The sequence below is a fragment of the Paenibacillus sp. UNC499MF genome (assembly GCF_900107975.1).
In the GTDB taxonomy this organism is placed as follows: Bacteria; Bacillota; Bacilli; order Paenibacillales; family NBRC-103111; genus Paenibacillus_F.
Genome location: NZ_FNVF01000007.1, coordinates 136,742 through 158,428 on the forward strand (window position 1 = coordinate 136,742; position 21,687 = coordinate 158,428).

Annotated in this window: 16 protein-coding genes; 12 read left to right on the top strand and 4 right to left on the bottom strand. The window is 52.7% G+C overall.

Annotated elements, in window-relative coordinates:
• Positions 1–177 precede the first annotated feature (177 nt).
• The 3 genes from C4S74_RS16350 to C4S74_RS16360 all read right to left on the bottom strand — a co-directional run bounded on the left by C4S74_RS16350 (position 178) and on the right by C4S74_RS16360 (position 3,660).
• Positions 178–1,467, bottom strand: coding sequence for an ATP-binding protein (locus tag C4S74_RS16350; RefSeq protein WP_103996366.1), 1,290 nt, complete (start codon positions 1,465–1,467; stop codon positions 178–180).
• Positions 1,454–2,209, bottom strand: coding sequence for a LytTR family DNA-binding domain-containing protein (locus tag C4S74_RS16355; protein ID WP_103996367.1), 756 nt, complete (start codon positions 2,207–2,209; stop codon positions 1,454–1,456). Before C4S74_RS16355 ends, C4S74_RS16350 begins: the two co-directional genes overlap by 14 nt.
• 494 nt (positions 2,210–2,703) lie before the next feature.
• Positions 2,704–3,660 (bottom strand): D-alanyl-D-alanine carboxypeptidase family protein, encoded by a 957-nt coding sequence (locus C4S74_RS16360; RefSeq protein WP_103996368.1) that lies wholly within the window; start codon positions 3,658–3,660, stop codon positions 2,704–2,706.
• A 247-nt stretch (positions 3,661–3,907) separates the two neighbouring features.
• Here C4S74_RS16360 and C4S74_RS16365 point away from each other — a divergent pair, with 247 nt between their 5' ends.
• From C4S74_RS16365 to C4S74_RS16405, 9 genes are all read left to right on the top strand, one after another.
• Positions 3,908–4,603, top strand: a complete 696-nt coding sequence (locus C4S74_RS16365) for a response regulator transcription factor (protein WP_103996369.1) — start codon at positions 3,908–3,910, stop codon at positions 4,601–4,603.
• On the top strand, positions 4,596–5,729 hold the full coding sequence (locus tag C4S74_RS16370; protein ID WP_103996370.1) for a cell wall metabolism sensor histidine kinase WalK: 1,134 nt from the start codon (positions 4,596–4,598) through the stop codon (positions 5,727–5,729). The genes C4S74_RS16365 and C4S74_RS16370 overlap by 8 nt, the downstream gene beginning before the upstream one ends.
• Positions 5,730–5,878: 149 nt before the next feature.
• Positions 5,879–6,745 (top strand): carbohydrate ABC transporter permease, encoded by an 867-nt coding sequence (locus tag C4S74_RS16375; RefSeq protein ID WP_103996371.1) that lies wholly within the window; start codon positions 5,879–5,881, stop codon positions 6,743–6,745.
• Between the two features lie 55 nt (positions 6,746–6,800).
• Positions 6,801–7,634, top strand: a complete 834-nt coding sequence (locus C4S74_RS16380) for a carbohydrate ABC transporter permease (protein WP_103996520.1) — start codon at positions 6,801–6,803, stop codon at positions 7,632–7,634.
• A gap of 27 nt (positions 7,635–7,661) precedes the next feature.
• Positions 7,662–8,828: an efflux RND transporter periplasmic adaptor subunit gene (locus C4S74_RS16385; protein ID WP_103996372.1), complete on the top strand. Its 1,167-nt coding sequence runs from the start codon at positions 7,662–7,664 to the stop codon at positions 8,826–8,828.
• 61 nt (positions 8,829–8,889) lie between these two features.
• On the top strand, positions 8,890–10,242 hold the full coding sequence (locus C4S74_RS16390) for an ABC transporter substrate-binding protein (protein WP_103996373.1): 1,353 nt from the start codon (positions 8,890–8,892) through the stop codon (positions 10,240–10,242).
• Between the two features lie 45 nt (positions 10,243–10,287).
• Positions 10,288–10,950: a stalk domain-containing protein gene (locus tag C4S74_RS16395; RefSeq protein ID WP_103996374.1), complete on the top strand. Its 663-nt coding sequence runs from the start codon at positions 10,288–10,290 to the stop codon at positions 10,948–10,950.
• Between the two features lie 50 nt (positions 10,951–11,000).
• Positions 11,001–12,194, top strand: a complete 1,194-nt coding sequence (locus C4S74_RS16400; RefSeq protein WP_103996375.1) for a nucleotide disphospho-sugar-binding domain-containing protein — start codon at positions 11,001–11,003, stop codon at positions 12,192–12,194.
• A 242-nt stretch (positions 12,195–12,436) separates the two neighbouring features.
• Positions 12,437–16,495 (top strand): fibronectin type III domain-containing protein, encoded by a 4,059-nt coding sequence (locus C4S74_RS16405; RefSeq protein WP_103996376.1) that lies wholly within the window; start codon positions 12,437–12,439, stop codon positions 16,493–16,495.
• 263 nt (positions 16,496–16,758) lie between these two features.
• Here the strand turns inward: C4S74_RS16405 and C4S74_RS16410 are convergent, their stop codons facing one another.
• On the bottom strand, positions 16,759–17,931 hold the full coding sequence (locus C4S74_RS16410; protein ID WP_103996377.1) for an ROK family transcriptional regulator: 1,173 nt from the start codon (positions 17,929–17,931) through the stop codon (positions 16,759–16,761).
• A 374-nt stretch (positions 17,932–18,305) separates the two neighbouring features.
• On the opposite strand from C4S74_RS16410, the gene C4S74_RS16415 reads away from it, so the two are divergent.
• From C4S74_RS16415 to C4S74_RS16425, 3 genes are all read left to right on the top strand, one after another.
• Positions 18,306–19,748 (top strand): extracellular solute-binding protein, encoded by a 1,443-nt coding sequence (locus C4S74_RS16415; protein WP_103996378.1) that lies wholly within the window; start codon positions 18,306–18,308, stop codon positions 19,746–19,748.
• A gap of 62 nt (positions 19,749–19,810) precedes the next feature.
• The gene (locus C4S74_RS16420; protein ID WP_103996379.1) at positions 19,811–20,758 is read left to right on the top strand and encodes a carbohydrate ABC transporter permease; all 948 of its coding nucleotides are present in this window, start codon (positions 19,811–19,813) and stop codon (positions 20,756–20,758) included.
• 30 nt (positions 20,759–20,788) lie between these two features.
• Positions 20,789–21,625 (top strand): carbohydrate ABC transporter permease, encoded by an 837-nt coding sequence (locus C4S74_RS16425; protein WP_103996380.1) that lies wholly within the window; start codon positions 20,789–20,791, stop codon positions 21,623–21,625.
• Positions 21,626–21,687 lie beyond the last annotated feature (62 nt).

The window sequence follows — 21,687 nt, forward strand, 5'->3', positions numbered from 1 at the left end:
AGAAACAAAGAAACCGGGCGGCAGCTGCTGTCCGGTTTCTTTGCTATGTTCATTTTATTTATTTTTTCAAACACAACCATGCGAATTTGGCCCAATCCCGGAAAGTTCAGATAAACGTCAAGCTTTAAAGGTATTTCCGTTCTTGACGTGCAAATTTACCGTTTGCCTGCGGAACCGTCAAGGATGGTTCGTTAAAAAGGGCAGCAAAACCATATTATTAAACTGTTTATGTTTCGTTTCAATGGTCATATGACCGCCGTATTTATCGCAGATTCTCGCGATATTGGTTAGGCCGATCCCGTGAAATTCAGGATTCGGTTTTTGGCTGCGCAAAGGGAGGGATTCACTCTCCATATGATTCAGGATGTGAATGAGCAGGGCGGACTCGGTCGTATGTATCTTGATCAGGATGTACCTGTCTTCCGCGACCTTTAACTGTTTGGAAGCTTCAATCGCGTTATCCAGCATATTCCCCATCACCACACATAAATCATAACGGTCAACGGGGATTTTATGTGCACGAAGGTTAAGTCTGGTATCGATTCGGATTCCGTTGGCCTGCCCGATATCGAGCGTATTGGTGACAAGGGCATCTATAACGAGATTTCCCGTGTTCACCCGCTGATAAGCTCCTTCGACTTTGTTTAGAGTCGTTTTAATATGTTCCAACGCCGCCCCCAGTTCATTGCGCTTAATGCATTCTTCGATATACAAAAACTGCTGATTCGTATCGTGAATGATTCTTTTGATGGATTTAAAGCTGTGAACGACTTTCTCGTAGTTCGCATCCTGATAGTCCATTTGCTGCTGGAGCTGAGCGTTTTCATGCATAAATTTAAAATTGTCCGTAATTGTATCGAAAATATACACAATCATGACGTTTAAGAAAAGAAAGCCGATGGCGGAAAGGAAGGAATAGAAACTTTTATACGTTAAAATATTCAGATGATATAAGCTTACAACGGGAATAACCAAAATCAGGGCATAGTAGCGGTAGGGCAGAGAGAAGCTTCTGCGTTTGGCCACGAGCCTTATGATCAGAATGACGGCAAACATGATCATGCAGCTCAGAAAAATAAGTTTGGTGTAGGAAATATGATCAAATTGTTTGATAAGGTCCATATTTTCAAAATCAATCGAATCCAGCGTATATAGTATATAGAAGGAGATCGAACTGGCGAGAGACATCAATACGGCATAAAGCAGTGAAAAAATGAGTTTAATTTTAAATTCTACCTGATAAGAATGTGCGATAGTAAAAATGACAAGCAAGGATATGATGGAAGATAGAATAGGCGAGAAGGAAGTAAAGATTAAGGTGTAGTCGAGCAGCCCGAAGATAAGAAAGTAAATAAAACGGTTGTTTTTTCTCGTCGATTTATCGAAGACCGAGTTGAAGAAAAAATTGATTTGAACGGCCATGACTACCACAATGCATAGAATGACAGGCAGATTATTTTGTATCATAGGCATCGACCTTCATAATCATAAATTTGGTATATACATCTTTAACCTCTTTAATTTTAGAACGGCCTATGGGTAATTCCGACCCGTTGGACATCAGTACAACTCCGGCAGCAAATTTTCTCACATGATGCAGGTTGATGATAATGGACCGGTGGATTTGCAGAAATTTGTGGTCTTTTAAGGCCAGGGCGTAATCCGAAATGATTCCCTTGCTTTCATACGTTTGATTAACGGTCGTAAAATGAAGCTTGCTTTTGATGGTCAAGCTTTTGGCGGCTTCAATACTGATGAGGTCATCGTATTTGATAACGACTTCTTCGTAAGCCGATTTGATGATCATAAACTTTTTATCAAGTGCCTGAAAGTATTGGCACAGCTTGATGATTTTCTCCTCCAGGACAGAGGGGGCGACGGGCTTTATCAAGTACTGGAAGGTTATAACGTCAAAACTCTCCACCATATACTCGGGGTAGCTTGTCAGAAAAATAATTTGTTCGTCCAGGCGGTTCATCCCTCTTATTCTTGCAGCGGTTCGAATTCCGTTAATCCCGCCCATTTCAACATCCAAGAGTAAAATATGAAACGGAGTTTCCTTCCGCTCATAGTAGGATACCAGCTCCTCTCCCGAGCCGAACGATTCGATTTCAAATTCTATGTTGGTCTTGACCGATAAAGTAATCAGGATGTTTTTAACAAATTCCCGCTGTTTTTCCTCATCGTCGCAAATCGCCACTCTGTACATAAGACACCCCTCAGTTCCGTTCCATTATTTGGGACCCCATCTAAGCATCATATAATTTTTTGTGTTTGCATAGTTCATTTTCGGATGAAATGCATTTTTGAATCCCTCAAATCACTTCGTAAGCCTGCGGAAAAAAATACAGCCGGAACCAGCTTCGTCAGCGAGTAAGCGGAAAGCCCCTCAGGCAAACGAAACAGGCTCACAAGGTGGCTTGAAATGTTAACTATAATGTTATTTTCTTCATAGCTATTCTTAATATTTAAGTTACAAATCGTTAAGAAGAGGAAGCTAACATGAAAGAAACGGAGAAAACTGCCGCTTCACGGAGTCTTCTATACAGTTTGGGCCAAAGCGGAGGAAGCCGTTGGTTGAGGGGGATTTAAACGAAAGACGAGCCCGGCAAAAACGCCGCCGTTTCCATCGGATATGCGGACGGTATGCCGGGAGGCTTTCGAAGAACGGCGGAACGGTTCTCCTAAGAGGGCGGCAGCCGCCTATCCGTTCTCCGCATACGCGAGCAGGAAGCGGGTATCCGTGTAGACGCCGCCCGAGCTCGAATGAAGCACGACGCCGATCACCTTCTTTCCGTTCAAGACGGCCGAGGATACGAGACAATAGCCGGCCTCGTCGGTAAAGCCGGTCTTCACCCCGTTCACCCCCTGGATATAAAATTCGCTTTCTATCTGAAGAAGCTGATTGCGGTTCACGTAAGTCCGGGAACCGGACGATACGGTGACGGCCTGCTTAGGCTCACTGACGATGGAGCTGAACGTTTTGTTTTTCATGGCTTCGCGGCCCAATAGAGCCATATCGCCCGCAGTCGTGTAATGATCGGGATCGTGCAGTCCGTGCGGATTTGTAAAATGGCTCTTTTTGGCGCCGAGCTTGGAAGCCTTCGCGTTCATCAGCCCGGCAAAATAATCGATGCTCTGCTGAGCGGAGAGCTTCCGGCCCTTGTCCTTCTCCGCAATATAACGGGCGACCGTTCTGGCGGCGTCATTGCCTGAGGGCAGCATCATGGCAACGATCAAGTCCCGGAGCGTCAGGCTCTGGCCTTCCTGCAATCCCGCCGTGCTTTCTCCCTTCGTCTTCAAGCGGATTTCGTCACCGACCGTGATCCGGTCTTGTAAGCCGCCTTTTTCAAGCGCAACCAACGCCGTTACGATTTTGGTCGTGCTTGCCGGATAGAGGCGAAGGTCTTTATTTTTCTTGAACAAAAAAGTTCCGGTTTCCGCATCCATCAGGACGGCGGCTTCCCCCTCTATCGATTCATTAAAAGGCTGCTCCTTATCCGATTTGCCGGAAGCCGGCTGTAATGCAGCGGGCTCGGATGCAGCCGAATCAGGTACGGGCAAGGCCTCGCGGTGCCGGGTAAGAGTCAGGGTATTCCAGGCTATGAGCAGTACAACTGCGGCGGTAATTCCACCCAGTAGGATCGTTTTCAAATTCATAAGGATGTTTCTCCTCTCAATTGTTGCGAGGCTTCAGCTGTCTACTAGTATGGGGCCTAAATTTTAATTTCTTCCTAAGAAAAACTTTCAAAATAGTTACAATTCTCTCCGAAAGCTTCCGTTGTGCTTAGACTGTCTAGGTTTACTGGTAAAAATAGGTATTACGGTCGGCGGGATTGCTCAAGAAAGCCCGGTTGAAATCGATTTGCCGCTTATCAAACGTTGAATGGATACGGGAGTGGATCGCATGAAGCGCATTACCATACTGATAGCCGATGATGAAGTAGAAATTGCGGATTTAATAGACATGCATCTGAGAAAAGAAGGGTATGACTGCCTCAAAGTACATAACGGACAGGACGCCCTGCAGGCCGTTCAGGCCCACTCGGTAGATTTGGCGATTCTGGACATCATGATGCCGAAAATGGACGGGTATGAGGTGACTCATCAAATCCGGGAGAAACACAATATGCCGATCCTTTTTTTGAGCGCCAAGACAACGGATCTCGATAAAATTTCGGGTCTCGTAAGAGGCGCGGACGACTATATCACGAAACCGTTTAACCCGATGGAGCTGGTCGCCCGCGTGAATGCCCATCTGCGCCGGTTTCTGCAGCTGAATCAGGCGGCCGCCGCCGACAAGCCGATCCTGGAGACGGGAGGCTTGGTTATATACCCGGAGCAGCGTACCGTCAGCTTGTACGGAAATCCGGTCGAATTGACCCCGAAGGAATTCGATATTTTGTATCTTCTGGCGAAATACCCGAAGAAGGTGTTCAGCGTGGAAAACATATTCCAGCAGGTATGGGGAGGCGCGTACTATGAAGGCGGGAATACGGTCATGGTCCATATCCGCACCCTCCGCAAAAAGCTCGGGGAAGATGTAAACAAGAACAAACTGATCAAAACCATCTGGGGAGTAGGGTACACGTTCAATGCCTAATATGCTGCGGAGTTTCCGGACCAAAATGATACTGCTGCTCGGCGTAAGCATGCTTCTGGCCGGCCTTATTACTTATCTGATCTATAAAGCTCTTCAAATCTATTATCGTACCCGGGTCAAGTTTGAAGACCCGCTCGCTTATTTCCGCCTGTTTCTGCACAAGATCGGGGATATCAACTTTTTTCTGCTGTTTTTTATCCCGATGGCGATCTTGTTTTTCTTCTTCTTTACGCGGTCGTATGCGGTCTATTTCCGGGAAATATCGGACGGTATCCACCGGCTTGCGGGCGGCGACTTCAATAGCCGGGTTCATGTGGCTTCCAACGACGAATTCGGAGACATCGCCAAGGACATTAACCTTGCAAGCGAGAAGCTGCAGGAAGCCGTGAACCGGGGGGATTTTGCGGAAAGCAGCAAAGATCAGCTTGTGCTCAATCTGGCGCACGATTTGCGTACGCCGCTTACTTCCGTGCTGGGCTATCTGGATTTTATACTGCGGGACAAGGAGTTGTCTCCCGAGCAGGTCAGGCATTTTACTCAGATCGCGTTCACCAAGTCGCAGAGACTGGAGAAGCTTGTGGACGAACTGTTTGAAATTACCCGGATGAATTACGGCATGCTCAAGGTCGAGAGAAACCGGATCGATCTCGGCGAGCTGCTTATCCAGCTTAACGAGGAATTGTACCCTATGTTCGAGAAAAATCAGCTCGCGCTGAGATTAAATGCGGATCAGCCCCTTCATATATGGGGGGACGGGGAGCTTCTTGCGCGCGTGTTCGAAAATCTTCTGACGAACGCGATCCGCTACGGCGGCGACGGCCGGTATGTCGACATTATCGCGGCATCCGAAGGAGATGAAGCGGTCGTTCAAGTCATCAATTACGGGGACAGCATTCCGCCGGAGGAGCTGCCGCGTATTTTCGATATGTTTTATACGGCGGATGAGGCCCGCAGCCACCGGACGGGAAGTACCGGACTCGGCCTGTTCATTACGAAGAATATTGTGGAGCGTCATAACGGCACGGTAACGGTGCAGAGCAATCCCGTCCGGACGCTGTTCGAGGTGCGGCTGCCGCAAAATGAACCGGAACACGAAGACGCGGCCCCCTTTGAGCAAACGATTTAAGAAAAATTTTAATTTTACCCTACTTGTTCTTTAAAGTTTTTGTCCTATTCTGGGAACTGGCGGGGACAATCTCCGCTTATCCGAAAAACAGGAAAGGACCGGTCCAAGTATGAAACCACGACAGTTCGTGTACCAGGTGGAAGCCGCGGATGTTTAGACGCGTCCGCTCGGATAAGGCGGCCGTTCTGATGTTCCTGGCGCCGAGCGCGTTGGGATTTATGATGTTCTATCTCATCCCGTTTGCCATAGGCGTGTATGATTCATTCGTGGAAAGTACGGCCGACCGCCGGTTCGTCGGTTTCGAGCATTACCGCGAGCTTCTAGCGAGTGAATCGTTCCTCAAGGCTGCCCGGAATACCGCTTCTTTTACGCTGGTCAGTGTTCCGCTGATGATTCTTTTGTCGCTAAGCCTGGCGATGCTGCTTAATCAGAACCTGTATATCCGGAAATGGCTCCGGACCGCGTTCGTGCTGCCGCTTGCCGTTCCCGCGGCTTCGATCATTCTCGTATGGCAGATTCTGCTGGACTGGAACGGATCGGTTAACGCCTGGCTGAGCCATTTCCACTGGGCGCGTGTGGATTGGATGAAGACCGATGCCGCCCGGAGCGTCGTGATCGCCGTCTATCTGTGGAAGAATATCGGGTATAACATTATTTTGTTCCTGGCGGGGCTTCAGCAAATCCCCCATGACTATTACGAGACGGCCAGAATCGAAGGAGCGGGCCAGTTGCGCCAATTCCGCAGCATTACGCTGGTCTACTTAACCTCGACGCTGTTTTTCGTCACGATCATGTCCGTCATCAATTCATTCAAGGTGTTCCGAGAAACGTACCTGATAGCGGGAGATTATCCGCAAGACAGCATCTATATGCTGCAGCACTATATGAACAACATGTTCATGTCCCTGGATGTTCCCAAGCTGACGGCAGCGGCCACACTGATGACGGGCTGTATTTTGCTTCTGGTTTTAGTACTTTTTGCGCTGGAACGCCGTTTCCGGAGTTTTCTTGAATAGCGGGGGAAGACCATTGCAACTGTTCAAGCTGTTGAAAAAAGGGACGATAACGGCCATGCTGGCGGTTATCGCGGGAATCCTCCTGGCACCGGTCGTGATAACTTTCACAAACTCTCTCATGACCGAGCGGGAAATCGGGATCAACTACGGGCTCATCGGCCAGATGACCGAAGCCGGTTTGGGAGCGGACGCCTTCGTTAATCTGAAGCTGCTGCCCGATCTGGTTACGCTGGAACAGTACGGCGAAGTGCTGATTCATAGTCCGAGATTTATGAGGATGTTCTGGAACTCGGTCTTCCTGGTAGTTCCCATCATCGTGGGGCAGACGGCCGTAGCCGCACTGGCTGCGTACGCGTTCTCCAAGCTGCGTTTCCGCGGCCGGGAGCCCCTGTTTCTCATTTATGTCCTGACGATGCTCATGCCGTTCCAGGTGACGCTCGTGCCTAATTACATCATGGCGGATAAACTGGGGCTGCTCCATAGTCCCGGAGCCATCATACTGCCCGGAGTTTTCGCCGCTTTCGGCGTCTTCATGCTCCGGCAGTACATGCTGCACATCCCGTACACTTATATCGAAGCGGCCAAGATAGACGGAGCCGGGCATTGGCGGATTTTCTCCACGATTATTATCCCGATGGTTAAACCGGGAATATCCGCTTTAGTGGTGCTGTTGTTCGTCGATTATTGGAACATGGTGGAGCAGCCGCTTATTTTTCTGGACGATCCGTTCAAGCAGCCGCTCTCCGTTTACTTATCCAGGGTGAATCAAGGGGAGAGAGGGATCGCTTTCGCCGCATCCATGCTTTATATGACACCGATGGTGCTGCTGTTTCTGTACGCGGAAACGAATTTTATCGAAGGCATTCAATTGTCCGGCATCAAAGGGTAGCTTCTGCAAGGGGAGGAAAGCTCGGGAATGGAGCAGGAAGCGATTAAAGATCTTAAGCGTAAAAGAAATATCCGGATCATTGCCGGTTTGTTCATCGGGGGACTTATTTTATTTACCTTATTCGGCAATACGCTGCAGGCGCTGACTTTACCCAAAGTGAGAACGGAAAGCGCGACGTACGGAAGTCTTGTACATACGCTCGAAGGAGCCGGGGTTCTGCGTCCGCTTGCGGAAGAGAAGCTGAGCAGCCCGGCAGGCTGGAAGGTCAAAGCGGTTCTCGTCAAAGAGGGAGACCGTGTGAAAAAAGGACAGAAGCTGGTTACCTATGACAGCAAGTCCGCCGAGCGGGAGCTGCTGGACGAAACCACGCAGCTGGAAAAGCTGAAGATCGAGCTGCAAAACGCGCAGGACCAGTTCATTGCGGCATCCACGGAGGGCGACGAAATGAAGGTCCGGAGCGTCAGCCGGGAGCTGGAGACGCGCAAGCTCGATATCCGCATCCAGGAGCGTAAAATCCAAGGTCTGCGGGAAGAACTGGCAGACCGGAAAGATCTGGCCGCTCCGTTCGAAGGCGCGATCACGAAAGTGAACGCCAGCGCCGGATCTAAAACGGCGGGAGAGCCCGAAATCGTGATCACGGACAGCGCCAAGGGATACCGGCTCGAATTCGCCGCCGATGCCGCACTGCTGACCAGCCTCGGAATTACTGCCGGGACGAAGCTGGAGGTAGGACTCGGCACGCCGGATCAGCAGCCCCGGCTTATCGAGGGCACCGTTGAAGAGGCGGGGGATGCGGAACCGCTGACAACGGCGGCGGGCTCTCCCGGCGGGGAGGCGGAGGAAAGCAGGGTCCTCACGGTGACGCGGAAAACGCTGCGCGTTAAAGTGGAGGACCCCGAGCTGAAAGGCGGGGAGCGTGCCTTCGTCAAGCTCACGAAGCGTTCCGTGCAGCAGGGATTTAAGGTTTCAAGCGACGCGGTCCATCAAGAGCGCGACGGCAGGTTCATTTATAAGATCGAAGAGCAGAAGGGCGCCCTGGGCAATATTTTCGTAGTCCGGAGAGTCCCTGTCCGTTTCAGCGAAGCCAACGATTCGGAGACCGTGATTCAAACCGACAGCCTGAATGAAAAAGATCTCATTATTCTCAAAAGCAGCGAGCCCTTGCAGGATAACAACCGGGTTCGTCTGCAATAGCAAGGGATTCCTGCGTAAGACGATAACGAACGACGACAACCGATAGAGGAGAGGATTACGAATGATGAAAAAACCTGTGTGGGCCGTGTTCATTTTTGCGGCGCTTGCAACCAGCGCTTGCGGAGCCGGAGGAAGAGGGGAGGCCGGCGGGACTCCGTCTAAAGATAAGCCGAAAAGCAAAGACGGGAAAACCGTCGTGACCTTATCCTTAAAAAATCCCGATCCGTTCTTCCAGACGGTCGAGAAGAAGTTCGAGGAGAAATACCCGGATATCGATTTGCAGATTCAATCCTATAAGCAGGCAGGCGAAAAATGGGGAGCCGGGGATTTCGAGAAATACGTGAAGACAACGAATACGGCCTTACTGTCGGGTAAGGGGGCGGATATTGTCGAATTAAGCGATCTGCCCGTCGATAAATATGTGCACGGCAAGCTTCTCGCTAACCTGAACGAGATGTTCGACCAAGACAAAGCGTTGAAGAAGGAAGAATTAAACCTGAACATTTTGAACGGGATGAAGAAAAAGGACGGCGGGTTATATACGCTTCCCACCTCGTTCTACTTGAGAACCTACATAGGAGACGGCGATTCGATCAAGAAGGCGAATGTCCAGATCGACGATGCCAAGTGGACGTGGAGCCAGTTTGAAGAAACGGCGAAAAAGGTGATGGAGAAGGAGGGGGGAGGCGGCAAAGCGAAGCGGCCCGTTTTTACGGAAGACCCGGGAGTAACCCTGCAGGAGATCATTATGGACCGTTACGGGGAGCTTGTCGATCCGGCCACGATGAAAGCGAAATTCGATTCGCCTGCTTTCACGGATCTGCTGAAATCCATCAAGAAAATGTACGACGAAAAAATAATGAAAAGCGAAACTGCAGAAGGAGAAACCGCCCTGTTTTATTCGGCCGCTTTTCTCACGCCTCAGGATATGGTCGTAAATCCGCATGGGCAGTACTCCAACCCTAAGCTGCTCCAGAAGCCGCATGCCGAGGGCGCAAAGGGAGGAATCCGGATCATCCCGGCCGATGAGTTTGCGGTACAGGCCAAATCCTCCGTCAAGGCGGAAGCGTGGACGTTCCTTTCCTTCCTTTACTCTAAAGACGTGCAGTCACTGCAGGATTTGAAAGGTTTTTCCCTGCTTAAAGAAGTGAACGATAAAAAGCTGGATGAGATCCAAAAGCAGCTAAAGGGCGGAACATTTAAGCTCCCGACAGGAACAAAAGCGAACGTATCCGACGATCAATTTAATCTCTATAAAGAATTTATACGAAAAGCCGAAAGCTTTTCCGCTTTTGATATGAAAGTGCTCTCCATTATTAACGAGGAAACACCGGCCTATTTCAGCGGGCAGAAGCCGGCGGAAGAAGTGGCGAAACTGATTCAGAACAGGGTGACGACCTATTTAAACGAGTGACCAGGAGGGCTTGTTTTCAAATCCGATAAAGAAAGGCCGGTCTTTTTGAAAAAAATTATCGCAGCGGGAGCGCTCGGCTTATTGGCTTTAATGAGCATACTGGCTTACGCGTTAAGCTTCAGCCTGGACTTTCTGAGCTCTCAGAAATTCGTTATAAACGGGAGACAAATGGAGTTCCCTGTCATTGACTATAACGGACACGTGTATGTTCCCCTCCGCTTTGTAGCTGAAAATATGGCTTCCGACGTCGGATATAACGCGAGTACGGGAATAACCAGCATCGACCAGCACAGTGTAAGGTTCGACGATGTCGTGGCCGCCCCGAAGCCTGAGGTCGTCTATGAGAAAAGGCTCGGAAACGGGTCCGTATGGATGCAGGATATTCCCCTGCTGCAGGGGAATTCCTGCTGGGCAGGCTGTATCCAGGATCCCCGGTCCGACCTCACCATGCTTAAGCAGGCGGAATATCCTGCAGTCGACGTTAAACCCGGGGCGTACATCGGAATCCGTTATCCGAAAGGAATGGAGCCGAAGCGGATGGAGAGCTCTTTTATCACAAACGTGGGCGGAAAGGAAAAATTTATGGTCATAAACATGGATCAAGGCAGAATCCGCCTGCCGGGAGAGCCCGGAATTTATTCCATTTTGCTGCGCTCCTATTGGGATCAGGGCGATACGACGTATTTGTTTGCCGTAAAAATAAGTTAGGACATCACCCGGCGGTTCGGAAAGTTTGGCAAGAATCATAGGTGAAATGTATGAAGATCACATTGTTAGCTTATGGTAAGCCGGAAGCGGTGCAGCCTTTTGCCGCACTCGCTTCCGCGCTTAAATCGGGCGGGTATGAAGCGGGAGTGGCGGTATCTGCGGGTTCGGACCTTTGTCCGGCACATTCCGGCACAGGCCGCGCCTGGATGCACCAGCGCCTCTGGAGATATCTCGGGTCGGGAGAGGGCGGATTGGAGGGGGGAAATCCCGGCGGCAGAACCGGGAATTTGCGTGAAGTCTGCGCGGAATCGGATTTGATTGTTTCCGATTTGCGCATGCTTGATCACGCCTTGGCCGTTTCAAGCGAGCTTAACAGCAAACTTATGGCGGCCGCCCTGACTCCTCCTTGCCCCGTGTCCCGTAATGCCGCGCTCTTATCGGGAATTCTTCGGAAGCTTCCCTTCTTCTATGGGGCAGCAGGCAAACGGGAACCGGGGTATGCATGGCCGCTAGCGTGGGAATCGGCCCTTAACAAGACGGTTTCCCGGGACATTCCTGTTCTGCACGCATACAGCGCATGTTTCCTGGAGAGACGCGGCGAATCGGGAGGGCCGGCCGGACAGATCGTAACAGGGGAGTGGAGAATGGCGGCGGGCACCGGCGGCTCCAACTGTTCAAGCAAATCCCGTGAAGATACGGGACAATGGCTGGATAAGGGAGAGACTCCTCTTTATTTCGGATTTAGCGGGCTGCCCTTGCAGGTACAGGTACATTGTATCCAGAACGCTTTGGATGCTTCAAGGGAGCTATCATGCAGAGCGGTCATCGAGGCCGACTGGCAGGCACTGGGCGGGCTCCGACATGAGCTGCCCGTAAATGCGCTGCCCGTGGAGCAGGCGGACTATGACCGGCTTTTTCCCCGCTGCCGGAGCGTCCTGCACCGGGGTTCTTCCGCTGCCGCCCACGCAAGCTTGAGAGCGGGAATTCCCGCTCTCGTGTGTCCGGCTGCCGAGGAAGAGCAGGTGTGGGGCAGGCTGACCGTCGCAGCGGGAGCGGGAGGCTGCCTGCCCTTGAACAAGGTAACGCGGAAGAAACTGACGCAAAGGTTAAAGGCCCTTGAAGATAAACGAGTGAGAAACAAAACGGCCGAGCTCGGCGCAAGCTTGAGGGAGGAGAACGGCATAGAGACAGCTATCCCTTTTATTGACCGCTATTTAAGCTGGACGCAGTACCGGAAATTTTAAACGGGCCAGGGGGGCTCGGCGTTCAAGAGGAGGAGCCGTCAGGAAAGACAAGAATTCATGGGAGCATAGTGATCCTGTGAATTCTTTTTTTATTTTACAAAAAGTTAATAGAGGAAAACTTCGAAAGATGACGAATAGAATAAGTGAAATTAATAAATCCAATAGATATATAAATTAAATGTGGAGAAGAAGCGTGTAACTGTGGTTGTATTTTGCCAGTAAAAAAGGAGATGAGTTGAAAAGTGAACAAGAAACTGTTTACCAGCTGCTTCACCTGTTTCATGGCCATCCAGTTGGCGGCAAGTTCATCGCTTGCCTTCGTCCGTCCCGCGGCCGCGGAAGAAGCGGGAACGTCTGCCGCTGTTTCATCTGCCGCGCCCGGAATGTTGATTACGGAAATCGTGCCCGATTCGGGAGGGGATACGGAGGCGGGAGAAGATCCGTACGAGTATCTGGAAGTGTACAACAATAGCGATCAGCCGATTGATTTCAAAGATTATTCGATTCTGTACCGGTATCCGGGAGAGCCGGGAAAAGACTTGTTTTGGCGCCCCTACACGGATGAGCAGATAGTGATTCAGCCCGGGAAAGCGATGGTTTTCTGGGCCGTCACACCCGCCGCGGAAACGAAAACCGCAGCCGATTTCAATGCGCACTTCGGGACCTCCCTCACGGAAAACAAAGATATCGTCCGCATTCCCGGCGGTCTGAACAATTTGCGGGAAAGAACGATCGTCGTCGCGACCAACACGGGCCGGGACATCGTACGGGCCAGTTATAACCAGGGCGTCCTGGAAACCGCGGCGGATATGAGTATCGAGTACGGCACACCGGATGCGGGAAGCCTGGATATGAAGAAGCTGAGCGTGCTTCAGGCAAAAGCGACCCCGGGCACGTTCGATCCCGCCCATGTTCCCGCGGAGCCTGTCCGCACCGCTGCCGATTCCGTCGCACCGACCGTAAGGGATGTTACCGATACGTCCGGCATAGATCTGGTCAGTCCTATTGAGCTGACCGCCGAAGCGGAGGACGACCGGCTGCTGGCGTCGGTCAATCTGTATTACAAGTCCAACAAGAGCGCGGATTATAAAAAGGTGGCGATTCCCCCCGGAAAGGACGGCAAATTCCGCTATTCCGTCGAAATGATGGAATGGTTCGGCAGTCCGTCTCTGCAGTATTATTTCGAGGCATCCGACACCTTCAACACGTCGGCTACCGCGCCTCGCACCCTCAGCCTTGCGGGGAGCGAGAAAAGTCCGGCGCTGAACGTGCGCGACGGGGAGACGCTGTCGGGAAGCCGCGTCTTGATCGGCTCTTCGGCCGCGGGGACCGGGCCGATGACGCTGACCGTCGACGGCCAAGCGGTTGCACCGACGGCCAAAGCGCTGGAGAAAACCGCCTATTTCGTCTTCGAGGCGGACGATATCGACAAAGGGCAGAACGTCGTGACGATGGGGGCGGATACGCTCCATCTCATTCCGTTCGGAACGCAGGATTACAAAACGATGGTCGTACCCGTCCGCCCCGAGCTTTTCAAATACGGGCAGGCCAACCCGATCGCCATCCGCGCCGGTTCCGTCAACCGTCCTTATTACGAGGACAAGCCCGAAACGGGACTGGACGATTTTAATATCCGCAACGTCCGGCTTGTTCTTGCCGACGGCACGGTTGTGAAAGACCCCAAATACGCCAATCCGGCGACGATCTTGGATATGGGGGACAACGGGCGCTTCCTGCCGGTCGTCACGTTTAATTTTGCGGTACCGGAGTCTTACTGGAAAGGCGTTTCTTACCGCTGGGACACGACAGCTTCGGCCGACGGCGCCCATAAGGTGGAAGTGAGGCTTCCGGACGGAAGCAAAGCTTCGGCCGATGTGACGGTGGATAACCAGGGGCCTGTCGTTACAACGAACATAGAGGAAGGCAAATCCTATAAAGGATCGTTCGACATCCAGGCAAGCGCCTCAGACGCGGCTTCCGGTGTGAAGTCCTTTGAAGTCAAGCTGGACGGCATGCCCATCCGGGTACCGTACGCGGCTTCATCGGCTTCGCTTCCGCCGGGCGGGCATACCCTTCTTCTCAAGGCGGCCGACGCGGGCGGCAAGACGACGGAGAAGACCGTCAAGTTCACGACGCCCGAAGAGCTGCCGCATAAGCCGGTCCTCTTGTCTCCGGCCGAGGGGACGCAGGATGTGGACGGGAACGTTTCGCTGGAAGTATCCGTCTCCGACCCGGCAGGCGATCCGCTGAACGTGAAGTTCTTTAAAGGGAAGCGGATCACGGCAGGCGACCCCGGGATGACGGCCTATTCGCACGCTGCGGACATTGAGCCTCCGGCGTTGTTATCCTTACCGGGAGAGACCCCGTTCTCTCCGGAGGACATGGCTTCGGCTGAAACGTCCGACGACCGTTACGTGACGACCGACTCCGACGGCCAGTTCCCTTACCAACGGTTCGAGGTCGAGGTCGGCGGGGAAACCGGCGCGGGCGACCGGATCGAGCTGAACTGGGAAGGCCACAGCCTGAAAGGGCGGAAGGTCAGCCTTTACGCGTGGAACTACGGGACGCAGAAGTGGGATTCCCTTGCTTCGATGGTGGCCCCGTCCGAGGAAGATTTTACACTTTCCGCGGCGGCAGACGCTTTTTCTTATGTGCGCAGCGGTAAAGTACAGGCAATGGTTCAGGATGAAATTCCACGCCGGGACCAGTACGATTTTACATTCGTGTCCATGCCGGATACGCAAATTTATGCAGAAATTTTGCCCCAGTATTTCGAATCCCAAGTGAATTTTATCCGGGACGCCAAGGATGACATGAACATCAAATACGTCATGCAGGTAGGAGATATCGTCAATTCCGCGGGGATTAAAGGGCAGTGGGAACGGGTGGACAAGTTCATGAACGTGCTGGACGAAGCGGAAATCCCCTACGGGGTGGCAGCGGGCAACCACGACGTATTTGACGGAGGGGCCGATTCGGAGCCGGATTACTCGGAATTCTCGAAATACTTCGGGGAAAGCCGCTTTAAGGACAAGCCTTATTACGGCGGTTCTTATAAAGACAACCGGGGCCATTACGACCTCATTTCCGCTGAAGGCAACGACTTTATTTTCGTCTATATGGGCTGGGATATGAGCGACGAGGATTACGCCTGGATGAACGGGGTGCTCAAGGAGCATTCGGACCGTAAAGCGATCATCGTGGTGCACGAATATTTGCAGAACAACGGAAACCGCTCGGCGGCCGGCAATCGGATTTACGAGAACGTGGTGGTGCCGAATCCGAATGTGAAAATGGTGATGAGCGGGCACTTTACCGGCAGCGCCCTACGGACCGACCAGATTGACGATGATAAGGACGGTACGCCTGACCGCAAAGTGTACCAGATTCTTAACGACTATCAGGGCATTCCCAACGGTGGCGACGGATACCTCAAGCTGCTTCATTTCGATACAAGCACCGATACCGTCTATGTGAACACGTACTCTCCTTATCTGGACGATTATAATTATTACGATCCCGCCAAGGATGAATTCAAGCTGTCGATGGATTTGAAACCGATGAAGAAGCGGGTGGCCACGGACAAGCTCGAAGTAAACGTATACTCGGATGAGCTGATCGGAGAGGCCGAAGCCGTTAGCGGTTCGACGGCCAAAACCGCCTGGGGTCCTCTGAGCGGGAATACCGTCTACCAGTGGTATGCGACCGCGGAGGATGCCTTCGGAGGCCGGACCTATTCGGATATCGGCACCTTCCGTACCCGGCTTGCCCTGTCCGCTCCGCAGGAAGTGAAGGCTTCCGGCGTGACGGCCGATTCCGCGCGGATCAGCTGGAATCCGGTAGCGGTGCCCGGCGGTTCCTCGTCGGTCACTTACGAGGTATACGGCCCGCAGGGCTTGGCGGCGACCGTGACCGGCTCCGTATACGCATTTACCGGCCTGGAGCCGGATACATCGTATACGTTCACCGTCCGGGCCGTGCACGAGTCGGGAGCCGTCTCGGACATGAGCCTGCCGGTGACGTTCACGACAAGTATGGACCTGCCCGCTCTGCAGGCCGGCTTGCAGCGGTTTGCCGCGGCCGGTCAGGTCACTTCGCCTTTGACGAACCAGCTCGACAATGCGCTGAGGCAGGCGGCCGGTCATCTGCAGAGAGGACAGAGCAGCCAGGCTGCGAAGAAAATAGAAGACTTTGTGAAGCATCTCGGCAACAAAGCGCATGAGGATGCGGCCGCTCCGGAAGCCCGGCAGTGGCTGCTTCTTAAAGCACAGGCGCTTCTGCGTGCCTGGGCGGCGGAATAGATGTGGCTGGCCGCCGCCATTTGGCGCCAAGCCCCGCGCAGCGGAAGCTTCACGCGGTGCAGAAGCGGCCGTCCAAGCGGCGGACAAGAGGCCGCCGGCATTGACCGCGCGGATTGCCGGGCCGGCCAAACAGCGCAGGCCGATTAACCGCGCGGATTGACCGGACCGGCCTTTCAGCGGCGGGCGCCGATCAGCCCCGAAGCCGGACACAAAAAAAGCCCCCGGAAGCGAGTTCAACACACGCTTCCGGGGGCTTTTCCGTTTTATAAAGACAAGCTGTCCAGAGGAATCTTGAACAGGTTCTGGAGAACGCGCTCGATAGCTAGAACAGTATCGTCCTCGGTCGTCCGGAGATGCACGAATTCGAGGTTGCGGCACGTCTGCGGCACGTTGGCGAGAACACGTTCCTTCAGCTCGTCCAGGAACGAATCGCCGAATACCGGCAGCATCGTGCCCGTCAGCGCGATATGATCCGGGTTGAGCATCGTAACGATGTTGGACAGGGCGGAAACGATAGCCGTCTTGACCGCTTCGCGCAGCTCCACGGCTTGAAGCTCTTCCGCGAGGAGAGCGCTGCGGAACTGGTCGACGGTTAAGCCGAGCGTCCTCTTGAGGCCGTGGGCGGAAGCCAGCGTAGTCAGGCAGCCTTTGCCGCCGCAATAACATTCGTGAAGGTGCGGCGGCAGGAACGCTTTGTAGTGGCCGAGCTCGCCCGCTACGGAGCCGGAGCCCGTGACGAGCGTCTTGTCCACGAAAATGGCGCCTCCGATGCCCCTGCCGAGCTTGAGCGTGACATTGTTCCGGGAGGAGACGAGGCGGCCGCTTATATTTTCGTTCAGCGCGAGAAGATTGGTGTCGTTCTCCAGGTAAACGGGCAGTCCGTATTCCTCTTCCAGTATCCGGCCTAGAGGAATCCGCTTCCAGCCCATGCCGGGTGAACGGAGAAGGATGCCCTCGCTGGAGTCGACCAGCCCATGTACGCTGAAGGAGATGCCCTTAATCCCGTCCGGTTCGGGAATCTCTTTGATGAGAGCGCCGATTACCCCGCGGATCACCCGCAGCATATCCTCCTCCGTCTCGTATGAATCGGCGCGCATTTCCGCTTCCGCCAGGCGCTCTTTGCGCAGGTTGTAAGCCGCTCCTCTGGCGTAGGTGCCGGACAGCTCGATGCCGATGGCGGAGAAGCGGGAGCCGTTGAGCAGCAAAGGGACACGCTTGCGGCCGCTGCCGCTTTCGAGCGACTGGGGCTCCCCTTCCAGGATGACTTCGTCTTCCAGCAGGCGGTTCACGATGTTCGTCACCGTCTGCTGGCTCAATCCCGTCTTCTGTGCAAGTTCAACGCGAGAGATCGGGGAATCGGAATAAATAAGATGCAGCACCTTCTGCTGGTTAATGGATTTAAGCAGCGTATGGCTCGCATGCTTGGAAGTGGACATAGAATAACCTCTTTCTTAAAACGAAGACGAAATGGATGTTATCCATAGTTTACCATTCCCGAATAGACGAGGGAAGGAAAGCTGGGAGAAGATTGAAGTTTCACCATTTTCGCCGGTTTATAGGGAATAGGGACGAATCGTTTTACAAATCTTTAAAAGAAAAACTGTGTTTTTTCTAAATATTTGTATTGAATCCTCCGGAAAAACAAGGTAGGATATTAATTAATAAAATTGATTTATTTATTATTATACCACAGGATGCGTACATCGGAAAACATTTCGCCGATCCCCGCCTCCACCTATTTTCCGGTTTTCCCGATCGGATCCAAACCATTTTAGCAAACATGAAAGGGGTTTCAAAAATGAGACCAAACATGAAAAGGCTTACATCTTTAAGCTTGGCGGTGGCACTGTCGGGTTCGCTGCTTGCGGGCTGCGCGGGCGGTTCCGATCCGAAAAATGCGGGAGGGCAGGCGAGTCCCCAATCATCGGGAGAGGTGTACGATAACGGGCTCCCTAAAAATGAGAAAGTGACGCTTAAAGTGGGCTTTTTTATGGGAGGCTACGGTCGGGAATGGTTTGATTACGCCGTGAAGTCCTTCAAGGAGAAGTACCCGAACGTATCCTTCGATGTCACCGCATCGGCAGACATGAAGAATATGATCCAGACGAAGGTTTCGGCCAATAACGACGCCGATATGTTTGATATCTTCAACACCACACCCCCGGCCGGAGCGCAGGGAATCGTGTCTCTTGCGGAAGCCGGGAAGCTGGAACCCTGGGATGAACTCTTCGACAAGAAGCTGCCGGACGCGCCGGACAAAACCGTTAAGGAGCTCATTCTGCCGGGCATGTACGAGTCGTTCACGCGGGTGAACGGGAAGGTGTACGAGTTTGCGTCTTCGAGCTCTTTCGGCGGGCTGTTTTATAACAAAACGTTATTCGAGAAAAACGGCTGGAACCAGAATCCGAAAACATGGGCGGAGTTTACCAAGCTTCTGGCCGACATCAAGGCGTCGGGAATCGCCCCGATTACGTTCCCGGGCGTTCATCCGAACTATTACGATTGGGCCTTCGGACCGGCAAAAATGTTTGAACTGGCCGATATGAAAGGCGGCGCGGACAAATTTATCGAGAACTACAAAACTTACACAGGCCCCCAATACTTGAGCGAAGAGAGCATTGAGCATTGGAACCGGCTCTACGAACTCGGCAAACAGGGTTACTTCCCGGAAGGGCTCCCGGCGCTTACGCATACCCAGTCCCAAATGCAGGTGATTCAAGGACAGGCCGCGATGGTGTCGACCGGCAGCCACGTGGAGAATGAAATGAAGAAAACGACTCCGGCCGATTTCAAATGGGGCTACATGGCCGTGCCGTTCCGTGACAAAGCGGATCAGAAGCTCTGGGTGCGAAGCGGAATCACCAACTTCCTCTATCTGTGGAGCGGCAAGCCCGATTTGAACAAGAAATGGTCCAAGGAATTCGCCCTCTGGCTGCTTACGCTGGAAAACCAGCAGTTTGCGGCGGAGAAATCCGGCGCGCTGCCGATGCGCAAAGACTTGACGGACGATTCGTCGAAGGTGCTCAAGCTTTCAAGCTCGGCGCAGGCGATTCTGAACTATATCAAGGAAAACGACGCGCGTGCCTATAAAGCGCACAGAACGGTCAGCATTTCGGACCCGAACCTCGCCAAAGCGGTCAAGATCGTCGAAGAAGCCACCGTCAAAATCGTGCTGGGCAAACAGGATCCGAAGCCGATTCTGGAGGAAGCGGAAGCTTTGCTTCAGAAAGCGGTCGCCGCACAGAAGAAATAAAAGCCAGGAAGCGGGGAGGAAACCCTCTTCGCTTCTATTTTCCTGAGAGGAGCTGACTTCCCTTGTCGGACCCAATAGCCGTGAAAGCGCCGCGAAGCTTTATCAGCCGGATAGGGCTGGATAAAGCGAAAACGCAGAAATGGATTTTTCTGATCCTTGCCATCGTGCCCCCGTTTGGAGGTTATCTGCTATTTACGTTGTTCCCCAACGTTCTGTCCGTGTATTATGCACTGCTGGACTGGGACGGGCTGAAAGAACCGGAGTTCGTCGGCTTGCAAAATTTCGTCACGGCCCTGCAGGATGAATACGTCTGGCGGGCGCTGCGCCACAATGTGATTTTCATGCTGACGGTGCCTGCTCTTGTCGTCCTCATTTCTCTGGTCCTTGCTTATCTGGTCACCTATAAGACTTACAGGGAAAATAAACTGCTGAAAATTTTATTTTTCTTTCCGAATGTCCTGTCCATTGTGGTCGTCGCTCTGCTGTGGGCGTTCATTTACGACGGAACGTACGGCCTTCTGAACGGCGCACTCGGGCTGCTCGGGATCGACTTGAAAAATTTCTACTGGCTGGGCAGCGAGAATACGGCCTTGTGGGCCCTTATCCCTCCGTGGGTCTGGGGCGGCGTCGGCCTCTACGTCATTATTTTCGTCAATGCGATGACCGCCATTCCGAAGTCTTTGTACGAGTCGGCTATTCTCGAAGGCGCCGGTCACATGACCCGCCTGTTTAAAATCACGCTGCCGCTCATTATGCCGGTGGTCCGGGTGAGCGTGCTTTTCCTGGTCGTCAGTACGCTGAAGACGTTCGAGCTTATTCTTATTATGACCAACGGGGGCCCTTCCGGATCGACGGATGTAATCGGCCTGTATATGTTCAACCTTGCTTTCGGCAAGGAGTATATCAACTACGGATACGCCTCGTCGGTAGGCATGATTCTCTTTGTGATCCTGGTGACGGCCAAGCTGCTGATGGACAAATTTTTGCCGAACCGGGGCGTCGAATACTAGTCATTACCTACGGACAGGGAGCGGATTGCAGTGAAAGAAAAACGAACGTTTATGGATGTGGTTTGGCGTCTCTGCTTGTACGCCTGGGCGCTGACGATTATTTTTCCGCTGTGCTGGGTGTTCTACGAGTCGCTTAAGAGCAATCCCGAGTTTTTTCAAGATATCTGGAGTCTTCCGGCCAAGCTGGAATGGTCGAATTACAAAACGGCCTGGACGGAATACGGCTTCGGCAAGTCTTTGCTGAACACGCTCTATTATGTCGGCGGAAGCCTGGTAGTCAGCCTTATTTTTACGACGCTTAACGCCTACGCGCTGACCCGGCTGGAATTTAAGGGCCGCCAGGTGATCTGGGGACTGATCATGCTGTCTTTGTTCCTGCCCGGCATCAATGCGCTCGTACCGCAATATGTCATCATGCGGGAGCTTCACCTGACCAACAGCCTGACGGGACTCATCCTGTTATCCGCTCTTGGGGAGAGCGTCTTCTACCTGATGCTGCTGGGCGGATTTATGAAATCGCTGCCCAAAGATCTGGAAGAAAGCGCGAATATGGACGGCGCTTCGATTTTTCAAGTGTTCCTGCGCATTATTGTGCCGCTGTCCACGCCGGGGATCGTGACGGTCGCGATCTTCAAGTTTCTCGGGTACTACAACAACTTTATGGGACCGTTCATTTACTTGAGCGATCCGGAAAAATATACGATCGCCGTACAAATGTACCAGGCGAACAAGATGATGGAATACACAGCCGACTGGGTAACCCTCTTCGCCGGGGTGACGATCGCGATGGTGCCTTCCGTGATTGTGTTCATTCTCTTCCAGAGACTTATTATGCAGGGAGCTACGCTCGGGGCGGTCAAAGGATAGCCCTGCGGCTGAAGACGGGGCTTGCCGGCTGAACAGACAGCAGAATATAGAAAGTATGTTTA